Here is a 14,029-nt window from a genome sequence, read left to right as displayed (position 1 = left end):
CCATGGATCTTGGACTGAAGGACCGGGTGTACGTCGTCACCGGGGCCACGCGCGGACTCGGCAACGCCGCCGCGCGTGAGCTCGTCGCGGACGGCGCGAAGGTCGTCCTCACCGGACGGGACGAGAAGCGCGTCGCCGACGCCGCGGCCGAGCTGGGCCCGAACGCCCTCGGCGTCGCCGTGGACAACGCCGACCCCGGCGCCGCGGCCCGGCTGATCGCGGCGGCCCGGGACGCGTTCGGCGGGTTCGACGGGGTGCTGGTGAGCGTGGGCGGCCCGCCGCCCGGGTTCGTCGCCGACAACACGGACGAGCAGTGGCAGAGCGCCTTCGAGTCGGTGTTCCTCGGGGCGGTCCGGCTGGCCCGGGCGGCCGCCGCCGAGCTGGAGGCGGGCGGGGTCGTCGGTTTCGTGCTGTCGGGCTCGGTGCACGAGCCGATTCCCGGGCTGACCATCTCCAACGGCCTGCGGCCCGGGCTCGCCGGGTTCGCCAAGTCGCTCTCCGACGAGCTGGGGCCGCGCGGCATCCGGGTGGTGGGCCTGCTGCCGGCGCGCATCGACACCGACCGGGTGCGGGAGCTGGACGGTCTGTCGGCCGACCCCGAGGCGACCCGGGCCGCGAACGAGTCCCGGATTCCGCTGCGGCGCTACGGCCTGCCGGAGGAGTTCGGACGGACGGCCGCGTTCCTGCTGTCGCCGGCCGCCTCCTACCTGACCGGGATCATGGTGCCCGTCGACGGCGGTATGCGGCACGGCTTCTGAGCACCGCACATCGCCGCAATCACCGAGTCGGAGCGGGCCGGGCGCCCGCCCGCGACCCGCGACGGGTCGTCCCCGCGCGGGTGGCCGGGCGGCCCCGCGCGAGTCGTCGGCGCGGGCGGCCGGGCGGGTGCCCGTACCCGTCCGCGCCGGTCAGGTGACCCGCTCCGACTTGTGCCCGGCCGCCGTGAGGCGGACTTCGGCCGGCAGGGCCCGCAGCGCCGCGGAGTCCCGCGCGTGGGCCAGCGCGTGGTCGCTGAGGTCGTCCAGGACGGTCACCGGCTCCGCGTGCGGCTCCAGCAGCAGACGCGCCCGGGCCTCGGGGGCCTCGCTCCGCCCGGCCAGCCGGACGTGCGCCTGGGCGACGCCGTCCAGCCGGGACGCCTCACCCGACAGCACCCCTTCCAGGGCGCGACCGCGCAGCAGCGCTCCCGCGCCGTCTCCGGTGTCGACGAGGACCTCGGCGAGGCGGCGGCGGTGCAGCACCGCGCCCAGCCACCACAGCGTGAGCAGGACGAGAAGGGCCAGGACGGCGATCACCGTCGGCCACCACCACGCCTCGCCGCGCCAGTGGGTGCGTTCGGCGGCGCTGAGGAGCGCGTCGTGCGGGCCGTCGTGCAGCCACCAGGACGGCGGGGGCGCGCCGAGCCCCACGGCCAGCACCGCGCCGCCGACGGCGAGCAGCACCAGTCCGACGAGGGCGAGGAGCACACGGTTCACGGTTGCGGGCATCGCCCTCACCCCTTCTTCCCGGCCCGGCGCACATGGACGGAGAGCGTGAGCGGCCGGACCAGCCCCAGGCCGTGGACCGCGTCGGTGAGGACGGAGTCCAGGTCGGCGCGGACGTCGTCCGGATCGCGGAAGTGGGAGACGACGGACACGTCGGCCCTGCGACGGCCCGCGCGCGCCCGCGCCGACCGCACGCCGGCGACCTCCATGGCCCGGTCGCGCAGCACCAGGGCGGCGGCGGCACGGTGCAGACCCGCGCGCACGTCGGGGCGCGGGCGGCGCATCGGCAGCATCTGCCGGACCCCCGGCGTGACGGCCAGGACGATCAGCCACAGGCCGAGCGCGGCCGCGACCCCGGCGCCGACGAGCACCCATGTGTCGTCGACGGGACGGTCGGCGAGCTGGTGGGCGAGTCCGCGCCGCCAGGCCATGGCGGGCCGGTGGACGCGCACGGCGACCACGTCGTAGAGGAACACACCCGCGACCGCCGCCAGCAGGACCGCGACGACGCCGGCCGGGACGCGGCGCGCCGACCAGAACCGGTGGTCGGCGCGGCCGTCGCCGTCCCGGCCGGGCGGGGCCTTTGCCGGTGCCTTCTCCAGGACGTGCGCCGTGCCGTTCCGCGGGCCTCCCGGCTCGCTCATCGCGTCCTCCCGTGTGCCGCACCGGGGTCCGGCGCCAGGTGGAGCCGTTCGACCTGGACGGCGACCTCCGGAACCGTCATTCCCGCCAATGCGCCTACCCGCTCGGTGACATGCCGACGCACGGCGCGACAGCGCGCGCCGAGGTCGCTCGGGTAGTCGAGTTCGAGTTGGACATGGACGTGCGCGGCGTCGACGGGGCCTCCCCCGCCCGAGCCGGGGTGCGCCGGGCGCACGACGACGGTGGCGTGCGGGCGGCCGGCGTCGGGCGGCAACGGGCCCACCGCCTCGCGCGCGGCCTCGGCGGCGATCTTCGCCACGACCCGGTCGGCGATGCGGGTCGCGCCGCGTCCGCCCGGGGGGACGGCGGCGGCCCGGCGTGCGCCGAACCCGTCATCGGCGTCGCCTCCCCCGCTCACCGGGTTCACCGGCGCCGGTCGTCGCGGGTGCGGAAGAAGTCGCCGAGCTCCAGGTCCCCCTCCAGGAACCTGCCGACGACGAACCCGACGACGCCCAGCGCCGCCACCAGCAGAAAGGCCCCGAACCCGCCGAAGTACCCGGCGAAGCCCAGCGCCATGCCGGCGATCATGCCGACCACGGCCATGCTCAAGGTGCTCTCCCCTCGGCGGTCCGGTCACCCGGCCGTCTCTCGTCTCACTGGATCCGGGGCTCCGGCTCCTCGTCCTCTTCGTCGGGCAGTTTGACGTCGCTCACCGCGACGTTGACCTCGACGACCTCGAGGCCCGTCATCCGCTCCACCGCCGCGATCACGTTCTCCCGCACGGCCTGGGCGACGTCGGCGATGGCCACGCCGTAGTCGACGACGATCTCGAGGTCGAGCGCCGTCTGCACTTCGCCGACCTCGGCCTTGACGCCACGGGAGACCGACTTCGAGCCGCCGGGCACCCGGTCGCGCACGGCGCCGAAGGTACGGCTGATGCCGCTGCCCATGGCGTGGACGCCGAGCACGTCGCGGGCCGCGAGGCCGGCGATCTTCTCCACGACACCGTCGGCGATGGTGGTCCGCCCGCGGGTCGCCGGGGCCCCGCCGCCGCGCCGGGCCGCCTTGCGGGTCTGCAGCGGTTCGGTCCCGCCCTCGGGGGTCTGCGTACGGATCTGCTGCTCCATCGACTCGCTCATCGCCGTACGTCCTTACGTCCGGTTCGTTTCGTCATCCCTCCGACCACGGTAAGCGCGGTTGCCCGACCTCGCTTACGGGATGCGGCAGGCTTGAGCAATGACGTCGGACGGATGGACGGGCGCGGTGCGGCGCCGGCTGGGACTCGGCAGACTGCTTCCCCTCGGTGGGCCGCGGGACGGCGCGTGGCTCACCGAGGCGGCGGCGGAGGCGGTGTTGCGCCGGGCGGCGCACAACGTGGCAGGTGTACGGCTGGGAGTGCTGCGACTGGAGCTCGCCGATCCGGACGGGCCGTTCGAGCCCGCCGTGCCGGCTCCGCCGAGTGCGCTGCCGCCGGGGCCCCTGCGGGTGACCGCGGAGTGCGCGGCGGCGGCGTACGAGCCGCTGCCGACGACGACGGAACGGCTGCGCAGCGCGCTGGCGACGACCGCCACGCTGCGGCTCGGACTGGTGGTGTCGGAGATCGACCTGCGGGTGACGGAACTGCTCGACAGGGGGCCGGAGAGTGAGGCGGACACCGGGGTGAGACCGGACGCCGGTGCGGGCGCGGGCGCGAGGCCGGACATGGCGACGGGACCGGAGACGGGCGCGGAGTCGGGACCGGAGAGGGGCGCGGCACCGGGCCCGGGGCCCGGCCGGCAGCCCCGGCCGGGCGTCACACCGGCGTCGGCCCCGGCGCCGGGCGGTGCCGACCTGGCGGGCGACGAGGCTCTCGCCGCCGCGGCGGCCCTGGCCGTGCCGGGGGTGACCGGTACGAGCGGCGTCCTCGGGCGGGCGGTCCGGCTCGAGGGGCGTCACGACGCGACGGCAGCTCTGCCTCGCCGCCACGTCCAGCTGGAGATCACCGCGGCCGCGACCCCTCGCACGCTGGACGTGGCGCTCGCGGTCCGCACCGCCGTGTCGGCGGCCCTGCCGGACCGTCCGACGGTCGCCGTGCTGGTGACGGCGGTCGACTGAGAGCGGGCGGCCGAGGGCGGCGGCCGGCGCCCGCCCTCCTCCGCGGCGCCGGCCGGACGGGGCTCACAGGTGGCCCAGGCGGCGCCGGGGGCACAGGGGGCACGGGTCACGACGGACGCCGGGCGGCGGCCTCAGCCGGTGGTCACTCCCCCAGACCGGCCATGTCGCGCAGACGGCGGGCCTGGGCGGCGCGTTCGGCGGCTCGCTGGGCGTCGTAGGTGCGGTCGCCCGCGCCGCGCAGCAGCGCCTTGGTCTCGATGACGGCCTCGCGGGGCGCGGCGAGGATCGCCGTGGCCAGTTCCCGGACCGTGGCGTCGAGGTCCTGCACGGGAACGGCGATGTTGGCGAGCCCGGTGCTCACCGCCTCCTCGGCGTGCACGAAGCGGCCGGTCAGGCAGATCTCGACCGCGCGGCCGTAGCCGACGAGGGAGACGAGGGGGTGGGTGCCCGTCAGGTCCGGCACGAGGCCGAGGCTGGTCTCGCGCATGGCGAACTGCACGTCGTCCGCGACGACGCGCAGGTCACAGGCGAGGGCCAGCTGGAAGCCCGCTCCGATGGCGTGTCCCTGGACGGCGGCGATGGACACGACGTCGTTGCGCCGCCACCAGGTGAAGCCCTCCTGGAACCCGGCGATGGCGGCGTCGAGTTCGGCGTCGTCACCGCGTGCGAGATCGATGAAGGACGGTTCGCCCTCGATCCCCTCGGGCGTGAACATCTGCCGGTCGAGCCCCGCGGAGAAGGACTTGCCCTCGCCGCGCAGCACGACCACGCGGACGGAGCCCGGCACCAGCCGCCCGGCCTCCGCGAGCGCCCGCCACATGGCAGGGCTCTGCGCGTTGCGCTTGGCCGGGTTGGCCAGCGTCACCGTGGCGAGCGTGTCGTCGACGGTGAGCCGTACGCCGTCCTTGTCGAGCAGGGGAACGAGTTCCTGGTCGGGCGTGGCCATGGGGCGCCTCCGGTGGGTGCGGTCAGCTAGCGGTCAGCTAAGTGACTGCACAGTAACCACCCGGCCGGTCTCAGGTTCTCCCGGGCCCCTCACAGGACCCGGAAGGACGCCGGCCGAGTGACCACCGTCGAAGCCGATGGGCCGCCCCCGGTCAGGACGAGGCGGCCTTCTTGCCTCGAGTCGCCCCGCCACGCCCACGGAGCGTGACGCCCGACTCGCTGAGCATCCGGTGCACGAAGCCATACGAGCGGCCGGTCTCCTCGGCCAGCGCCCGGATGCTCGCACCGGAGTCGTACTTCTTCTTCAGGTCTGCCGCGAGCTTGTCGCGCGCGGCGCCGGTCACCCGGCTGCCCTTCTTCAGAGTCTCGGCCACCCGTGCCTCCTCATGGGAAGTGCGCTCTGGTCTCCTCATGATCACCCCTCAGCGGCCCGATGGCCACCCATTCGGCAAGGTCCGTGCGACAGGGTTTTGACGACGGGAGCGGGCGCCCACAAACGGAATCCATGATTCCAGCCGACGGCGTTCGTACGACCGAACGGGTTGCTCCGCGAAAGGGCAGGTCAGAGACGCGCGACGGCCGACCCCCTGTCGACAAAGGGATCGGCCGTGACATGGATGTAGGACACACCTCGATACGAGGAGATCTCACACAGATGATGGATCACCGGTAGGCCGAATGATCCAGACGGATGATCCACCACGCGGGATCGGGCATCGGCCCGGGTCTCCTCGCGGCGGACCGCCGGACTCCGCGCGGCTCCGGCGGCTCCCGTCGCCGGGCGCCGGTCAGGCCAGGGCGACCAGGTCCGCGTAGTCGGCGCCCCACAGGTCCTCGACGCCGTCGGGGAGCAGGATGATCCGCTCGGGCTGCAGTGCCTCCACCGCGCCCTCGTCGTGCGTGACGAGGACGACCGCGCCCTTGTAGGTGCGCAGCGCGCCGAGGATCTCCTCGCGGCTGGCCGGGTCGAGGTTGTTGGTGGGCTCGTCGAGCAGCAGCACGTTGGCGGAGGAGACCACCAGGGTCGCGAGGGCCAGCCGGGTCTTCTCACCGCCGGAGAGGACGCCGGCGGGCTTGTCGACGTCGTCGCCGGAGAACAGGAACGAGCCGAGCGTCTTGCGGACCTCGACCAGGTCCAGGTCGGGGGCGGCGGACCGCATGTTCTCCAGGACCGTGCGCTGCGGGTCGAGCGTCTCGTGCTCCTGCGCGTAGTAGCCGAGCTTGAGACCGTGACCGGCGACGACCTCACCCGTGTCGGGCTGCTCGGCGCCGCCGAGCAGCCGCAGCAGGGTCGTCTTGCCGGCGCCGTTCAGACCGAGGATGACGACGCGCGAGCCCTTGTCGATGGCCAGGTCGACGTCGGTGAAGATCTCCAGCGAGCCGTAGGACTTCGACAGGCCCTCGGCCATCAGGGGCGTCTTGCCGCAGGGGGCGGGCTCGGGGAAGCGGAGCTTGGCGACCTTGTCGGAGGCGCGCACGGCCTCCAGGCCGGAGAGCAGCTTGTCGGCGCGGCGGGCCATGTTCTGCGCGGCGACCGTCTTGGTGGCCTTGGCGCGCATCTTGTCGGCCTGCGAGTGCAGCGCGGCGGCCTTCTTCTCGGCGTTCTGCCGCTCCCGCTTGCGGCGCTTCTCGTCTGACTCGCGCTGCTGCTGGTAGAGCCGCCAGCCCATGTTGTAGACGTCGATCTGGGAGCGGTTGGCGTCCAGGTAGAACACCTTGTTGACGACCGTCTCGACCAGGTCGACGTCGTGGCTGATGACGATGAAGCCGCCGCGGTAGGTCTTGAGGTAGTCGCGCAGCCAGACGATCGAGTCGGCGTCGAGGTGGTTGGTCGGCTCGTCGAGAAGCAGCGTGTCCGCGTCGGAGAAGAGGATGCGGGCGAGCTCCACGCGGCGGCGCTGACCGCCGGAGAGCGTGTGCAGGGGCTGGCCGAGCACCCGGTCGGGCAGGTTGAGCGCGGCGGCGATGGTGGCGGCCTCGGCCTCGGCGGAGTATCCGCCCTTGGTGAGGAACTCCGTCTCCTGGCGCTCGTACTGGCGCATCGCCTTGTCGCGCGTGGCGCCCGAGCCGTTGGCGATCCGCTGCTCGTTCTCGCGCATCTTGCGGATCAAAACGTCGAGGCCGCGCGCGGAGAGGATGCGGTCGCGCGCGAGGACGTCGAGGTCGCCGGTGCGGGGGTCCTGCGGGAGGTAGCCGACCTCTCCGGAGCGGGTGACGGTGCCGCCCGCCGGGATGCCCTCGCCGGCCAGGACCTTGGTCAGCGTCGTCTTGCCGGCGCCGTTGCGCCCGACCAGACCGATGCGGTCGCCCTTGGCCACACGGAAGGAGGCGTTCTCGATGAGGATGCGGGCGCCGGCGCGCAGCTCGATGCCGGAGGCGGAGATCACGGACAGACTCCAGTGCGAGGTCGTTGGCGGGATGGGCGGCTGAGGACGTTCCCGCCGTCTAATGCGCGAGGAGAATGGCCATGGGGGCCAGTCTAACGGGACCGTGCAAGCACTTTTTCTGCGTTCAGGTGTTCGATCTTCGCGGGAGGCGTCGTCGCGGGGCGTTGTCGGTGGTGGCTGCCAGACTGGGCGGGCACGAATCCGGCACGGGTCACAAGGGAGTGATCGGCATGGCAGGCACGAACGGCGGGCGCCCGAGCGTCTTCCCGACGGTGTTGTACGCCGACGCGAAGGCCGCGATCCGGCAGCTCACGGAGGCCCTGGGCTTCACCGAACTGTCCGTGTACGAGGGCGAGGACGGCAAGGTCCTGCACGCCGAGCTGGTGCAGGGCAACGGCGCGGTGATGCTCGGCTCGAAGGGCCGCGGCGGCGTCTTCGACACGGCGATGAGGCAGGCGGGCCCGGCCGGCGTCTACGTCGTGGTGGACGACGTGGACGCACACCACCGGCGGGCCGCGGAGCACGGCGCGGAGATCCTGATGCCGCCGACCGACCAGGACTACGGCTCTCGCGACTACATGGCCCGCGACCTCGAGGGCAACATCTGGAGCTTCGGCACGTACGCGCCCGAGACCTCGGGCTGAGCGCCCGTCGGCCGTCCCGCCATGGGCCGTCCCGCGGTCGGCCGCCTCGCGGCCGGGTCGCCCCGCGCTCGGTCGCCCCGCGGGTCAGCTGCCGCCGGTGTGCACCTGGAAGGCGGCCCGGCGGACCGCCTTGGCCAGCGCCGGATCGGGATGCGCGGCGGCCAGCGCCACCAGCACCTGCACGGTGCGCGGATGCCCTACGGCCCGCACCTCGGTCAGCAGGGCCGGCACGGTCGGCTGCAGCGCGGACTCCAGGTGGCGGACCAGCATGGGCGCCTCCCCGTGGTCGGCGACGGCCGCGGCGGTGTCGACCCACAGCCAGGTGGCCTCCTCCCGGGTGAGCACCTCGTGGGCGTCCTCCGGGTCGACGCCGTCGTGCTCGGCGAGCCACAGCAGGGCGTACGGCCGCAGGGCGGGCTCCTCGACGACGGCACGGACGTCCGGCTCGGCGGGGGCGCCGACCACGCGCAGCGCCTCGAAGGCGAGCCCGCGCAGCAGGGCGTCGTCGCCGCGGGCGGCGAGCAGCAGTTCGTTGACGGCGCTGCCGACGGTCCGGGCGGCGAGCCAGGCGCGGTACTCGGCGCGGGCCGCGTTCGGCCGGAGCTGGGCGCAGCCGCGGAGCATGCCCTCGGCCGACTGCTCGATGTTGCCGGCGGGGCTCTGCGCGGCGACGCAGATCTGCTCCAGCTTGACCCAGACCGCCCAGCTGCCCAGCGGCGTCAGGGTGGCCTGCCCGCCGCCGCAGGTGAGCGCTCCCACCGAGGCGAGGGCGTGCAGGGCCCAGTCGAGGAGGGGAGCGAGCTCGGCGTCCTGGGCGGGCTCCGCCGGGTCGGCGTCGACGGGGACCGGGGCGAGCGGGGCCGCGGGTTCGGACCCTGCGCCGTAGGGCACCTCGCAGCGCTCGGTGCGCAGTTCGGTGACGCGCTGGCGCAGCAGGTCCAGAAGCTGCTCCACGGGGACGGGCCCGGCGGACAGCTGGAGGAAGGAGAGCACCTGCGGCATGGCCGAGACGACCTCGGCGACGGCGGCCGGCTCCTGCTCCTCGGGTTCCGGTGAGGCGAGCGACCAGGCGTCGAACAGGGCGACCCAGCCGCGCAGGACGGCGCTGTCGTCACGGTCCCAGGCGCGCAGCCGCCAGCCGGGCCGGGCGCTGTCCCCGTGCACCTCGACCAGTCCGGCGAGGCGGGCGGTGTCCCAGTCTGCGCGGATCCGATCGGTCGTCAGACCCAGATCGGAGGCCGCCCGTTCGGCGGTCGTCTCCGAGAGGGTGGCCTTGCCGTCGGCCGTCGCCGCGTCACGGCCGGGGCCGAGGGCGTTGTCCGCCCAGCGGGCGACGCGGGCCGCGGCGGCCAGTCCGGAGCGCGCCATTCTGGCCAGCTCCGCGGGCGCCGGAGTGCCCTCCGGCGGGCGGGGGGCGGGGCGGCGCGGGCGCCGCTCGTTCACAGCTGAGGGGGCGGCGGCCAGGGGTCGCGGGCGGACGAGTCGAAGCCTGGAGTCGCGCGGGATACGGGACGTCACGGGTGCAGTCTTCCGGTTGACGGTCCGAAAACCCAAACGGAATGGCTCGGCGGGCCGCAGGACCGCCCGGATCACGGGGTGCCGTGAGGGCCGCGGAGACGTCTTCAAGCCAGTGGTACCGGGTTAAACGGAACGAACCGTCCCGCTCCGCTCGGACCACGACGAGACGCCGGTCCCGGCCGGGGCGCGGGCAGGGACGCGGGGCAAGGACGCGGCCGGGGGCGGGTCACATCAGGGGGGTCAGGAAGCGGCGGAGGGTTTCCTCGTAGGCGCGGGGGTCGGGGTTCCACATGGCGCCGTGCGGGGCGTGCGGGACGGTGTGGAGGGCTACCAGGTCGGGGCGGCGGTCGGCGAGCCGGCGACTGTCGGCCCAGGGGGCGACGGCGTCGTCGGGCCCGTGGAACACCAGCGTCGGGACCCGCAGCCGCGCCGGGCTGCCGTCCGCGCCGCCGGGACCGCCCGTGCCGCCGGTGCCGGGGGAGCCGCCCGCCATGCCGGCGCGGCCCTCGGCGGCGCGGACGGCGAGCGGCAGCAGGGCGGCGGGCGTGTGCCGGGCGGCGGCGAGGGCGCGCACCGTGGACCGCCAGTCGAGGACCGGGGAGTCCAGCACGAGTCCCGAGACCAGGTCGCGCAGGCCGGAGTCGGCGGCGGCGCGCAGGGCCATGGCGGCGCCCGTGGACCAGCCGAGCAGGACGACCCGCCGGGCGCCGTAGCGCGCGGCGTACCGCATCGCCGCGTCCAGGTCACGCCACTCGGTCGCGCCGAGGTGGTTCAGGCCGTCCGGGGGACGGGGCGCGCCGAGGTCGCCGCGGTAGGCGAGGGCGAGCACGGGGAAGCGGGCGCCGTGCAGGAAGCCGATGAGGTTGAGGGCGTGCTCCCGGGTGGTCCCCAGACCGTGCACGGCGATCACCCAGGTGCGGCGGGCTCCGGGGACGAACCAGGCGGGCAGGTTGCCCAGTTCGCCGGGCACGTCGACGTCGGCGTGGTCGAGGCCGAGGGCGCTGCCGGGGTCGCCGACGTACAGGTTCGGGGTGAGCCAGACCGCGTCGCCGGCGTCCAGGGAGCCGTGGGTGACGCGTTCCAGCCGGCGCACGACGGTGTCGGCGGAGTGCGGGGCGTCGGGCAGGACCGGGCCGACGACGGCGTGGGAGCCGTTGCCGGAGAGGCCGTAGGCGCCGGGGCGCAGGGCCGCGAGGTCGCGCGTGAGGGTGACCTGTCCGGCGGCCGTGCCGTGCACGGTGAGCCGGGGCTCGGTGGGCAGGGGCCGGCCGGGCGGCGCCTTCAACGCGGCGTCGCTGGCGAACCGCCCGACGGCGACACCGGCGGCGCCGGCGGCCAGGGCTGCGGTGACGGCGGCGGCCGTCGCTGTGACAGTGCGCACGAGCCCAGTGTCGTGGCCATTGCGCAGACCGGCCAGTGGTGCGGCCGCCGGGGGTGACGCACGCGGGAAAGCCGACCGCCCGCCCGGCCGTCGGCCCCGGCCGTCAGCCGGGCTGCCCGTACCCCCGCAGACGCTCCCCCACCTGGGCGACCTGTTCCTCCGTCAGGAGTGCGGGCGTGCGGCCGGGCACCGAGGAGGCGGTCAGCCACAGGCGGCACATCCACTCCAGTTGGGCCGTGCGGTCGTACGCCTGGTCGAGGCCGGCGCCGTGGGTCAGGGTGCCGTGGTTGCGCAGGAGGCAGCCGGACCGTCCCTCGAGGGCCCGGAGCGTGTGCGCGGCCAGCTCCTCGGTGCCGTACGCGGCGTAGGGCGCGACGCGGACGGGTCCGCCGAGCGCGCTCGCCATGTAGTGGACGAGGGGGAGCTCGTCGACGAGGGTGGAGACGGCCGTGGCGTGCACGGCGTGGGTGTGCACGATCGCCCCGGCGTCGGTGGCCCGGTACACGGCCAGATGCATGGGCAGTTCGCTGGTGGGGACCAGGGCGCCGAGGACCTGCCGGCCGGTGAGGTCGACGCCGGTGACGTCGTCCGGGGCGAGCCGGTCGTAGGGCACGCCGGACGGCGTCACGAGCACGGTGTCGCCGACACGCACCGAGACGTTGCCCGAGGTGCCGACGACCAGCCCGTCGGCGACCGTGCGGCGGGCGGCCGCCACCAGTTCCGTCCAGGCCCGCGCCTCCTCGGGGGACGCCCGCCGCCCCTGCCGCCGGACGTCCGGTCGCTCGCCTCGATGCTCAGCCATGCCGCGATCCTGCCAGGCGCTCCCGGGGCCCGCCCGTGCCCCTCGCGCGGGCGATATCGCAACCCCGCCATCCGGACACCGTGACGCCCGCCTCAGTTCATCTTCCGTTCACCCAGGTTGCCTACGGTCAATCAGCCAATGACTTCGAACGATTGCCTGGGTAAATGGAAAACTTCTCGCTGATCCTCGCGATTGTGGTGGTAACCGCACTTGCGTTTGATTTCACGAACGGTTTTCACGACACCGCCAACGCGATGGCCACGACCATCTCGACCGGTGCACTCAAGCCCAAGGTCGCGGTGGCCATGTCCGCCGTGCTGAACCTTGTGGGAGCCTTCCTCTCGGTGGAGGTCGCCAACACGATCTCCAAGGGTCTCGTCGACGAGACCGGCATCCGTCCCGAGGTCATCTTCGCCGCCCTGGTCGGCGCGATCCTCTGGAACCTGCTGACCTGGCTGGTGGGCCTGCCCTCCAGCTCCTCGCACGCCCTGATGGGCGGTCTGATCGGCGCCACCATCGCCTCGGCCGGCACGGGCGCCGTGCACGGTGACGTGCTGGTCACCAAGGTGCTGCTGCCGGCGGTCGCCGCGCCGATCGTCGCGGGCCTCGCGGCGATGCTCGCCACCCGCCTCTCCTACACGCTGGGCCGCAAGGCCGACGGCAGGGCCGCGGACAAGGGCTACCGCGCGGGCCAGATCGCGTCGGCCGGCCTGGTCTCCCTCGCCCACGGCACGAACGACGCCCAGAAGACGATGGGCATCATCACCCTCGCGCTGGTCGCCGGCGGCGCCGTGGCCCCCGACTCCGACCCGCCCACCTGGGTCATCCTGTCCGCCGGTCTGGCCATCGCGCTCGGCACCTACCTCGGCGGCTGGCGCATCATCCGCACGATGGGCAAGGGGCTGACCGACCTCCAGCCGCAGCAGGGGTTCGCGGCCCAGACCAGTGCCGCGACGGTCATCCTGGCCTCCTCGCACCTCGGCTTCTCCCTCTCCACCACGCATTCGGTCTCCGGTGCGGTGATGGGCGCGGGGCTGGGCCGCAAGGGCGGCGTGGTCCGCTGGTCGACGGCGACCCGCATGTTCGTCGCCTGGGGTCTGACCCTCCCGGCCGCGGCCCTGGTGGGCGCACTCGCCGAGTCGGTCACCGGGCTCGGCGACTGGGGCACGGGCGTGGTCGCCGTCTTCCTGATCGCCTCCAGCGCGGCCATCTGGAAAATCTCCCGTCGCGAGGTCGTCGACGCGTCGAACGTCAACGAGGCCGAGGAGCCGGCCGGTGTGATCACCACGGCCATCGCCATGGTCGCGCCGCCTCCCACGGGCATGCCGGCCGAGGACGTCACGACGGACCTGACGGCCACCATCCCGGCGCCGGCCGCGCCGCCCGCCCCCGCCGCTCCCCCGGCCGCGGCCGTCTGAGCCCGCGCCACCGGAACGAAGGAAGAGAACCGGCATGAAGATCGACTGGGCAGCCCTGGGCTCCGTGTTCGGCGTCAGCCTCGTGGTCACCGTGGGCCTCGTCGCCCTGTTCACCCTCGGGGTCATGGGCCTGTCGCGCAGGGAACGCGCGACGGCCGAGGGCGGCTCGGCCGCCCTCGCGGTGACGGGCGCGTACGCGTGCTTCGCCGCCTGCGCGGCGGCGGTGGCCTACGGCATCTCGCTGATCGTGGTCTGACACGTCGTCGTCCGACGGGTCGCGGTTCGGCAGGTCGTGGTTCGACGGATCGTGGACCTTCGCGGGGTGCGGGACGGATCGCCGTCCCGCACCCCGTTCCCGTACCTCGTCCGCGTGCCCGGTGCGCGTACCCGCGCTCCGCACCCCGTTCCCGAACCCCGTCGGCCCCGCCGTGTGGGGTTCTGCACATCCTCCCCGCGCAGGTCAACAGCAAGTTGACGGCCCTTCCGGGCCCGTGGTGGACTGCCCGGGCCATTACGGCGGCAGAAGAGGAAGCCGGTGCGAGTCCGGCGCGGTCCCGCCACTGTCACCGGGGAGGAAATCCCCCGGGAGCCAGGAACTCTCGCCGCCGGTCTCGTCGAACCAGGGCGCGGACACCCTGAGTGAGGACCTCTGCCATGTGCGGCTGCCGACCGAGCGTCACCACCGAGCCGACCCCCGCCCCCACAGCCGGCTGA

The 14,029-nt window shown here is 74.3% G+C and carries 16 protein-coding genes and 1 riboswitch; of the genes, 5 read left to right on the top strand and 11 right to left on the bottom strand.

What is annotated here, in order from left to right:
- Positions 1–2 precede the first annotated feature (2 nt).
- Positions 3–758, top strand: coding sequence for an SDR family oxidoreductase (locus OHS82_RS32605; RefSeq protein WP_328435075.1), 756 nt, complete (start codon positions 3–5; stop codon positions 756–758).
- A 150-nt stretch (positions 759–908) separates the two neighbouring features.
- Here the strand turns inward: OHS82_RS32605 and amaP are convergent, their stop codons facing one another.
- From amaP to OHS82_RS32580, 5 genes are read right to left on the bottom strand one after another with little or no spacing between them, the layout of a single operon-like run.
- Positions 909–1,487, bottom strand: a complete 579-nt coding sequence (amaP, locus tag OHS82_RS32600; RefSeq protein ID WP_057581311.1) for an alkaline shock response membrane anchor protein AmaP — start codon at positions 1,485–1,487, stop codon at positions 909–911.
- 5 nt (positions 1,488–1,492) lie between these two features.
- Positions 1,493–2,128 (bottom strand): DUF6286 domain-containing protein, encoded by a 636-nt coding sequence (locus tag OHS82_RS32595; protein ID WP_328435074.1) that lies wholly within the window; start codon positions 2,126–2,128, stop codon positions 1,493–1,495.
- Positions 2,125–2,553: an Asp23/Gls24 family envelope stress response protein gene (locus OHS82_RS32590; protein ID WP_107105293.1), complete on the bottom strand. Its 429-nt coding sequence runs from the start codon at positions 2,551–2,553 to the stop codon at positions 2,125–2,127. Before OHS82_RS32590 ends, OHS82_RS32595 begins: the two co-directional genes overlap by 4 nt.
- Complete coding sequence (locus OHS82_RS32585; protein ID WP_057581307.1) at positions 2,550–2,735, bottom strand: hypothetical protein; 186 nt, start codon at positions 2,733–2,735, stop codon at positions 2,550–2,552. Before OHS82_RS32585 ends, OHS82_RS32590 begins: the two co-directional genes overlap by 4 nt.
- 44 nt (positions 2,736–2,779) lie before the next feature.
- Positions 2,780–3,253, bottom strand: coding sequence for an Asp23/Gls24 family envelope stress response protein (locus tag OHS82_RS32580; protein WP_057581340.1), 474 nt, complete (start codon positions 3,251–3,253; stop codon positions 2,780–2,782).
- A gap of 109 nt (positions 3,254–3,362) precedes the next feature.
- Between OHS82_RS32580 and OHS82_RS32575 the strand changes: the two genes are divergently transcribed.
- Positions 3,363–4,220 carry a nucleopolyhedrovirus P10 family protein gene (locus tag OHS82_RS32575; protein ID WP_328435073.1) on the top strand — a complete coding sequence of 286 codons (858 nt, stop codon included), beginning with the start codon at positions 3,363–3,365 and terminating at the stop codon, positions 4,218–4,220.
- A gap of 142 nt (positions 4,221–4,362) precedes the next feature.
- Here OHS82_RS32575 and OHS82_RS32570 read toward each other — a convergent pair whose 3' ends face one another.
- The 3 genes from OHS82_RS32570 to abc-f all read right to left on the bottom strand — a co-directional run bounded on the left by OHS82_RS32570 (position 4,363) and on the right by abc-f (position 7,552).
- Positions 4,363–5,166, bottom strand: coding sequence for an enoyl-CoA hydratase/isomerase family protein (locus OHS82_RS32570; RefSeq protein WP_057581303.1), 804 nt, complete (start codon positions 5,164–5,166; stop codon positions 4,363–4,365).
- A gap of 151 nt (positions 5,167–5,317) precedes the next feature.
- On the bottom strand, positions 5,318–5,539 hold the full coding sequence (locus OHS82_RS32565) for a helix-turn-helix domain-containing protein (RefSeq protein ID WP_004002281.1): 222 nt from the start codon (positions 5,537–5,539) through the stop codon (positions 5,318–5,320).
- Positions 5,540–5,953: 414 nt separating this feature from the next.
- On the bottom strand, positions 5,954–7,552 hold the full coding sequence (gene abc-f, locus OHS82_RS32560) for a ribosomal protection-like ABC-F family protein (protein WP_057581301.1): 1,599 nt from the start codon (positions 7,550–7,552) through the stop codon (positions 5,954–5,956).
- A gap of 230 nt (positions 7,553–7,782) precedes the next feature.
- On the opposite strand from abc-f, the gene OHS82_RS32555 reads away from it, so the two are divergent.
- Positions 7,783–8,196: a VOC family protein gene (locus OHS82_RS32555; protein WP_057581338.1), complete on the top strand. Its 414-nt coding sequence runs from the start codon at positions 7,783–7,785 to the stop codon at positions 8,194–8,196.
- Positions 8,197–8,280: 84 nt separating this feature from the next.
- Here OHS82_RS32555 and OHS82_RS32550 read toward each other — a convergent pair whose 3' ends face one another.
- From OHS82_RS32550 to OHS82_RS32540, 3 genes are all read right to left on the bottom strand, one after another.
- Positions 8,281–9,714 carry a hypothetical protein gene (locus OHS82_RS32550; RefSeq protein WP_199863886.1) on the bottom strand — a complete coding sequence of 478 codons (1,434 nt, stop codon included), beginning with the start codon at positions 9,712–9,714 and terminating at the stop codon, positions 8,281–8,283.
- Between the two features lie 226 nt (positions 9,715–9,940).
- Positions 9,941–11,095: an alpha/beta hydrolase gene (locus OHS82_RS32545; protein WP_328435072.1), complete on the bottom strand. Its 1,155-nt coding sequence runs from the start codon at positions 11,093–11,095 to the stop codon at positions 9,941–9,943.
- A gap of 103 nt (positions 11,096–11,198) precedes the next feature.
- On the bottom strand, positions 11,199–11,897 hold the full coding sequence (locus OHS82_RS32540) for a class II aldolase/adducin family protein (protein ID WP_057581295.1): 699 nt from the start codon (positions 11,895–11,897) through the stop codon (positions 11,199–11,201).
- 164 nt (positions 11,898–12,061) lie between these two features.
- Here OHS82_RS32540 and OHS82_RS32535 point away from each other — a divergent pair, with 164 nt between their 5' ends.
- Together OHS82_RS32535 and OHS82_RS32530 are read left to right on the top strand one after the other, a co-directional pair.
- Positions 12,062–13,315, top strand: coding sequence for an inorganic phosphate transporter (locus OHS82_RS32535; RefSeq protein ID WP_328435071.1), 1,254 nt, complete (start codon positions 12,062–12,064; stop codon positions 13,313–13,315).
- Between the two features lie 34 nt (positions 13,316–13,349).
- Complete coding sequence (locus tag OHS82_RS32530) at positions 13,350–13,571, top strand: hypothetical protein (RefSeq protein WP_057581292.1); 222 nt, start codon at positions 13,350–13,352, stop codon at positions 13,569–13,571.
- 222 nt (positions 13,572–13,793) lie between these two features.
- Positions 13,794–13,933: riboswitch (cobalamin riboswitch) on the top strand.
- Positions 13,934–14,029 lie beyond the last annotated feature (96 nt).

It is taken from the genome of Streptomyces sp. NBC_00425 (genome assembly GCF_036030735.1).
In the GTDB taxonomy this organism is placed as follows: domain Bacteria; phylum Actinomycetota; class Actinomycetes; order Streptomycetales; family Streptomycetaceae; genus Streptomyces.
Note: the sequence above shows the minus strand (reverse complement) of the source record. Positions and strands in the feature narration are given on the sequence as shown.

Excerpts from the sequence above, each read along its gene's own strand:
- OHS82_RS32570 (WP_057581303.1), bottom strand. The coding sequence starts at position 5,166 with ATGGCCACGCCCGACCAGGAACTCGTTCCCCTGCTCGACAAGGACGGC.
- OHS82_RS32580 (WP_057581340.1), bottom strand. The coding sequence starts at position 3,253 with ATGGAGCAGCAGATCCGTACGCAGACCCCCGAGGGCGGGACCGAACCG.
- OHS82_RS32535 (WP_328435071.1), top strand. The coding sequence starts at position 12,062 with ATGGAAAACTTCTCGCTGATCCTCGCGATTGTGGTGGTAACCGCACTT.
- OHS82_RS32605 (WP_328435075.1), top strand. The coding sequence starts at position 3 with ATGGATCTTGGACTGAAGGACCGGGTGTACGTCGTCACCGGGGCCACG.
- OHS82_RS32540 (WP_057581295.1), bottom strand. The coding sequence starts at position 11,897 with ATGGCTGAGCATCGAGGCGAGCGACCGGACGTCCGGCGGCAGGGGCGG.
- OHS82_RS32555 (WP_057581338.1), top strand. The coding sequence starts at position 7,783 with ATGGCAGGCACGAACGGCGGGCGCCCGAGCGTCTTCCCGACGGTGTTG.
- amaP (WP_057581311.1), bottom strand. The coding sequence starts at position 1,487 with ATGCCCGCAACCGTGAACCGTGTGCTCCTCGCCCTCGTCGGACTGGTG.
- OHS82_RS32575 (WP_328435073.1), top strand. The coding sequence starts at position 3,363 with ATGACGTCGGACGGATGGACGGGCGCGGTGCGGCGCCGGCTGGGACTC.
- OHS82_RS32595 (WP_328435074.1), bottom strand. The coding sequence starts at position 2,128 with ATGAGCGAGCCGGGAGGCCCGCGGAACGGCACGGCGCACGTCCTGGAG.
- OHS82_RS32530 (WP_057581292.1), top strand. The coding sequence starts at position 13,350 with ATGAAGATCGACTGGGCAGCCCTGGGCTCCGTGTTCGGCGTCAGCCTC.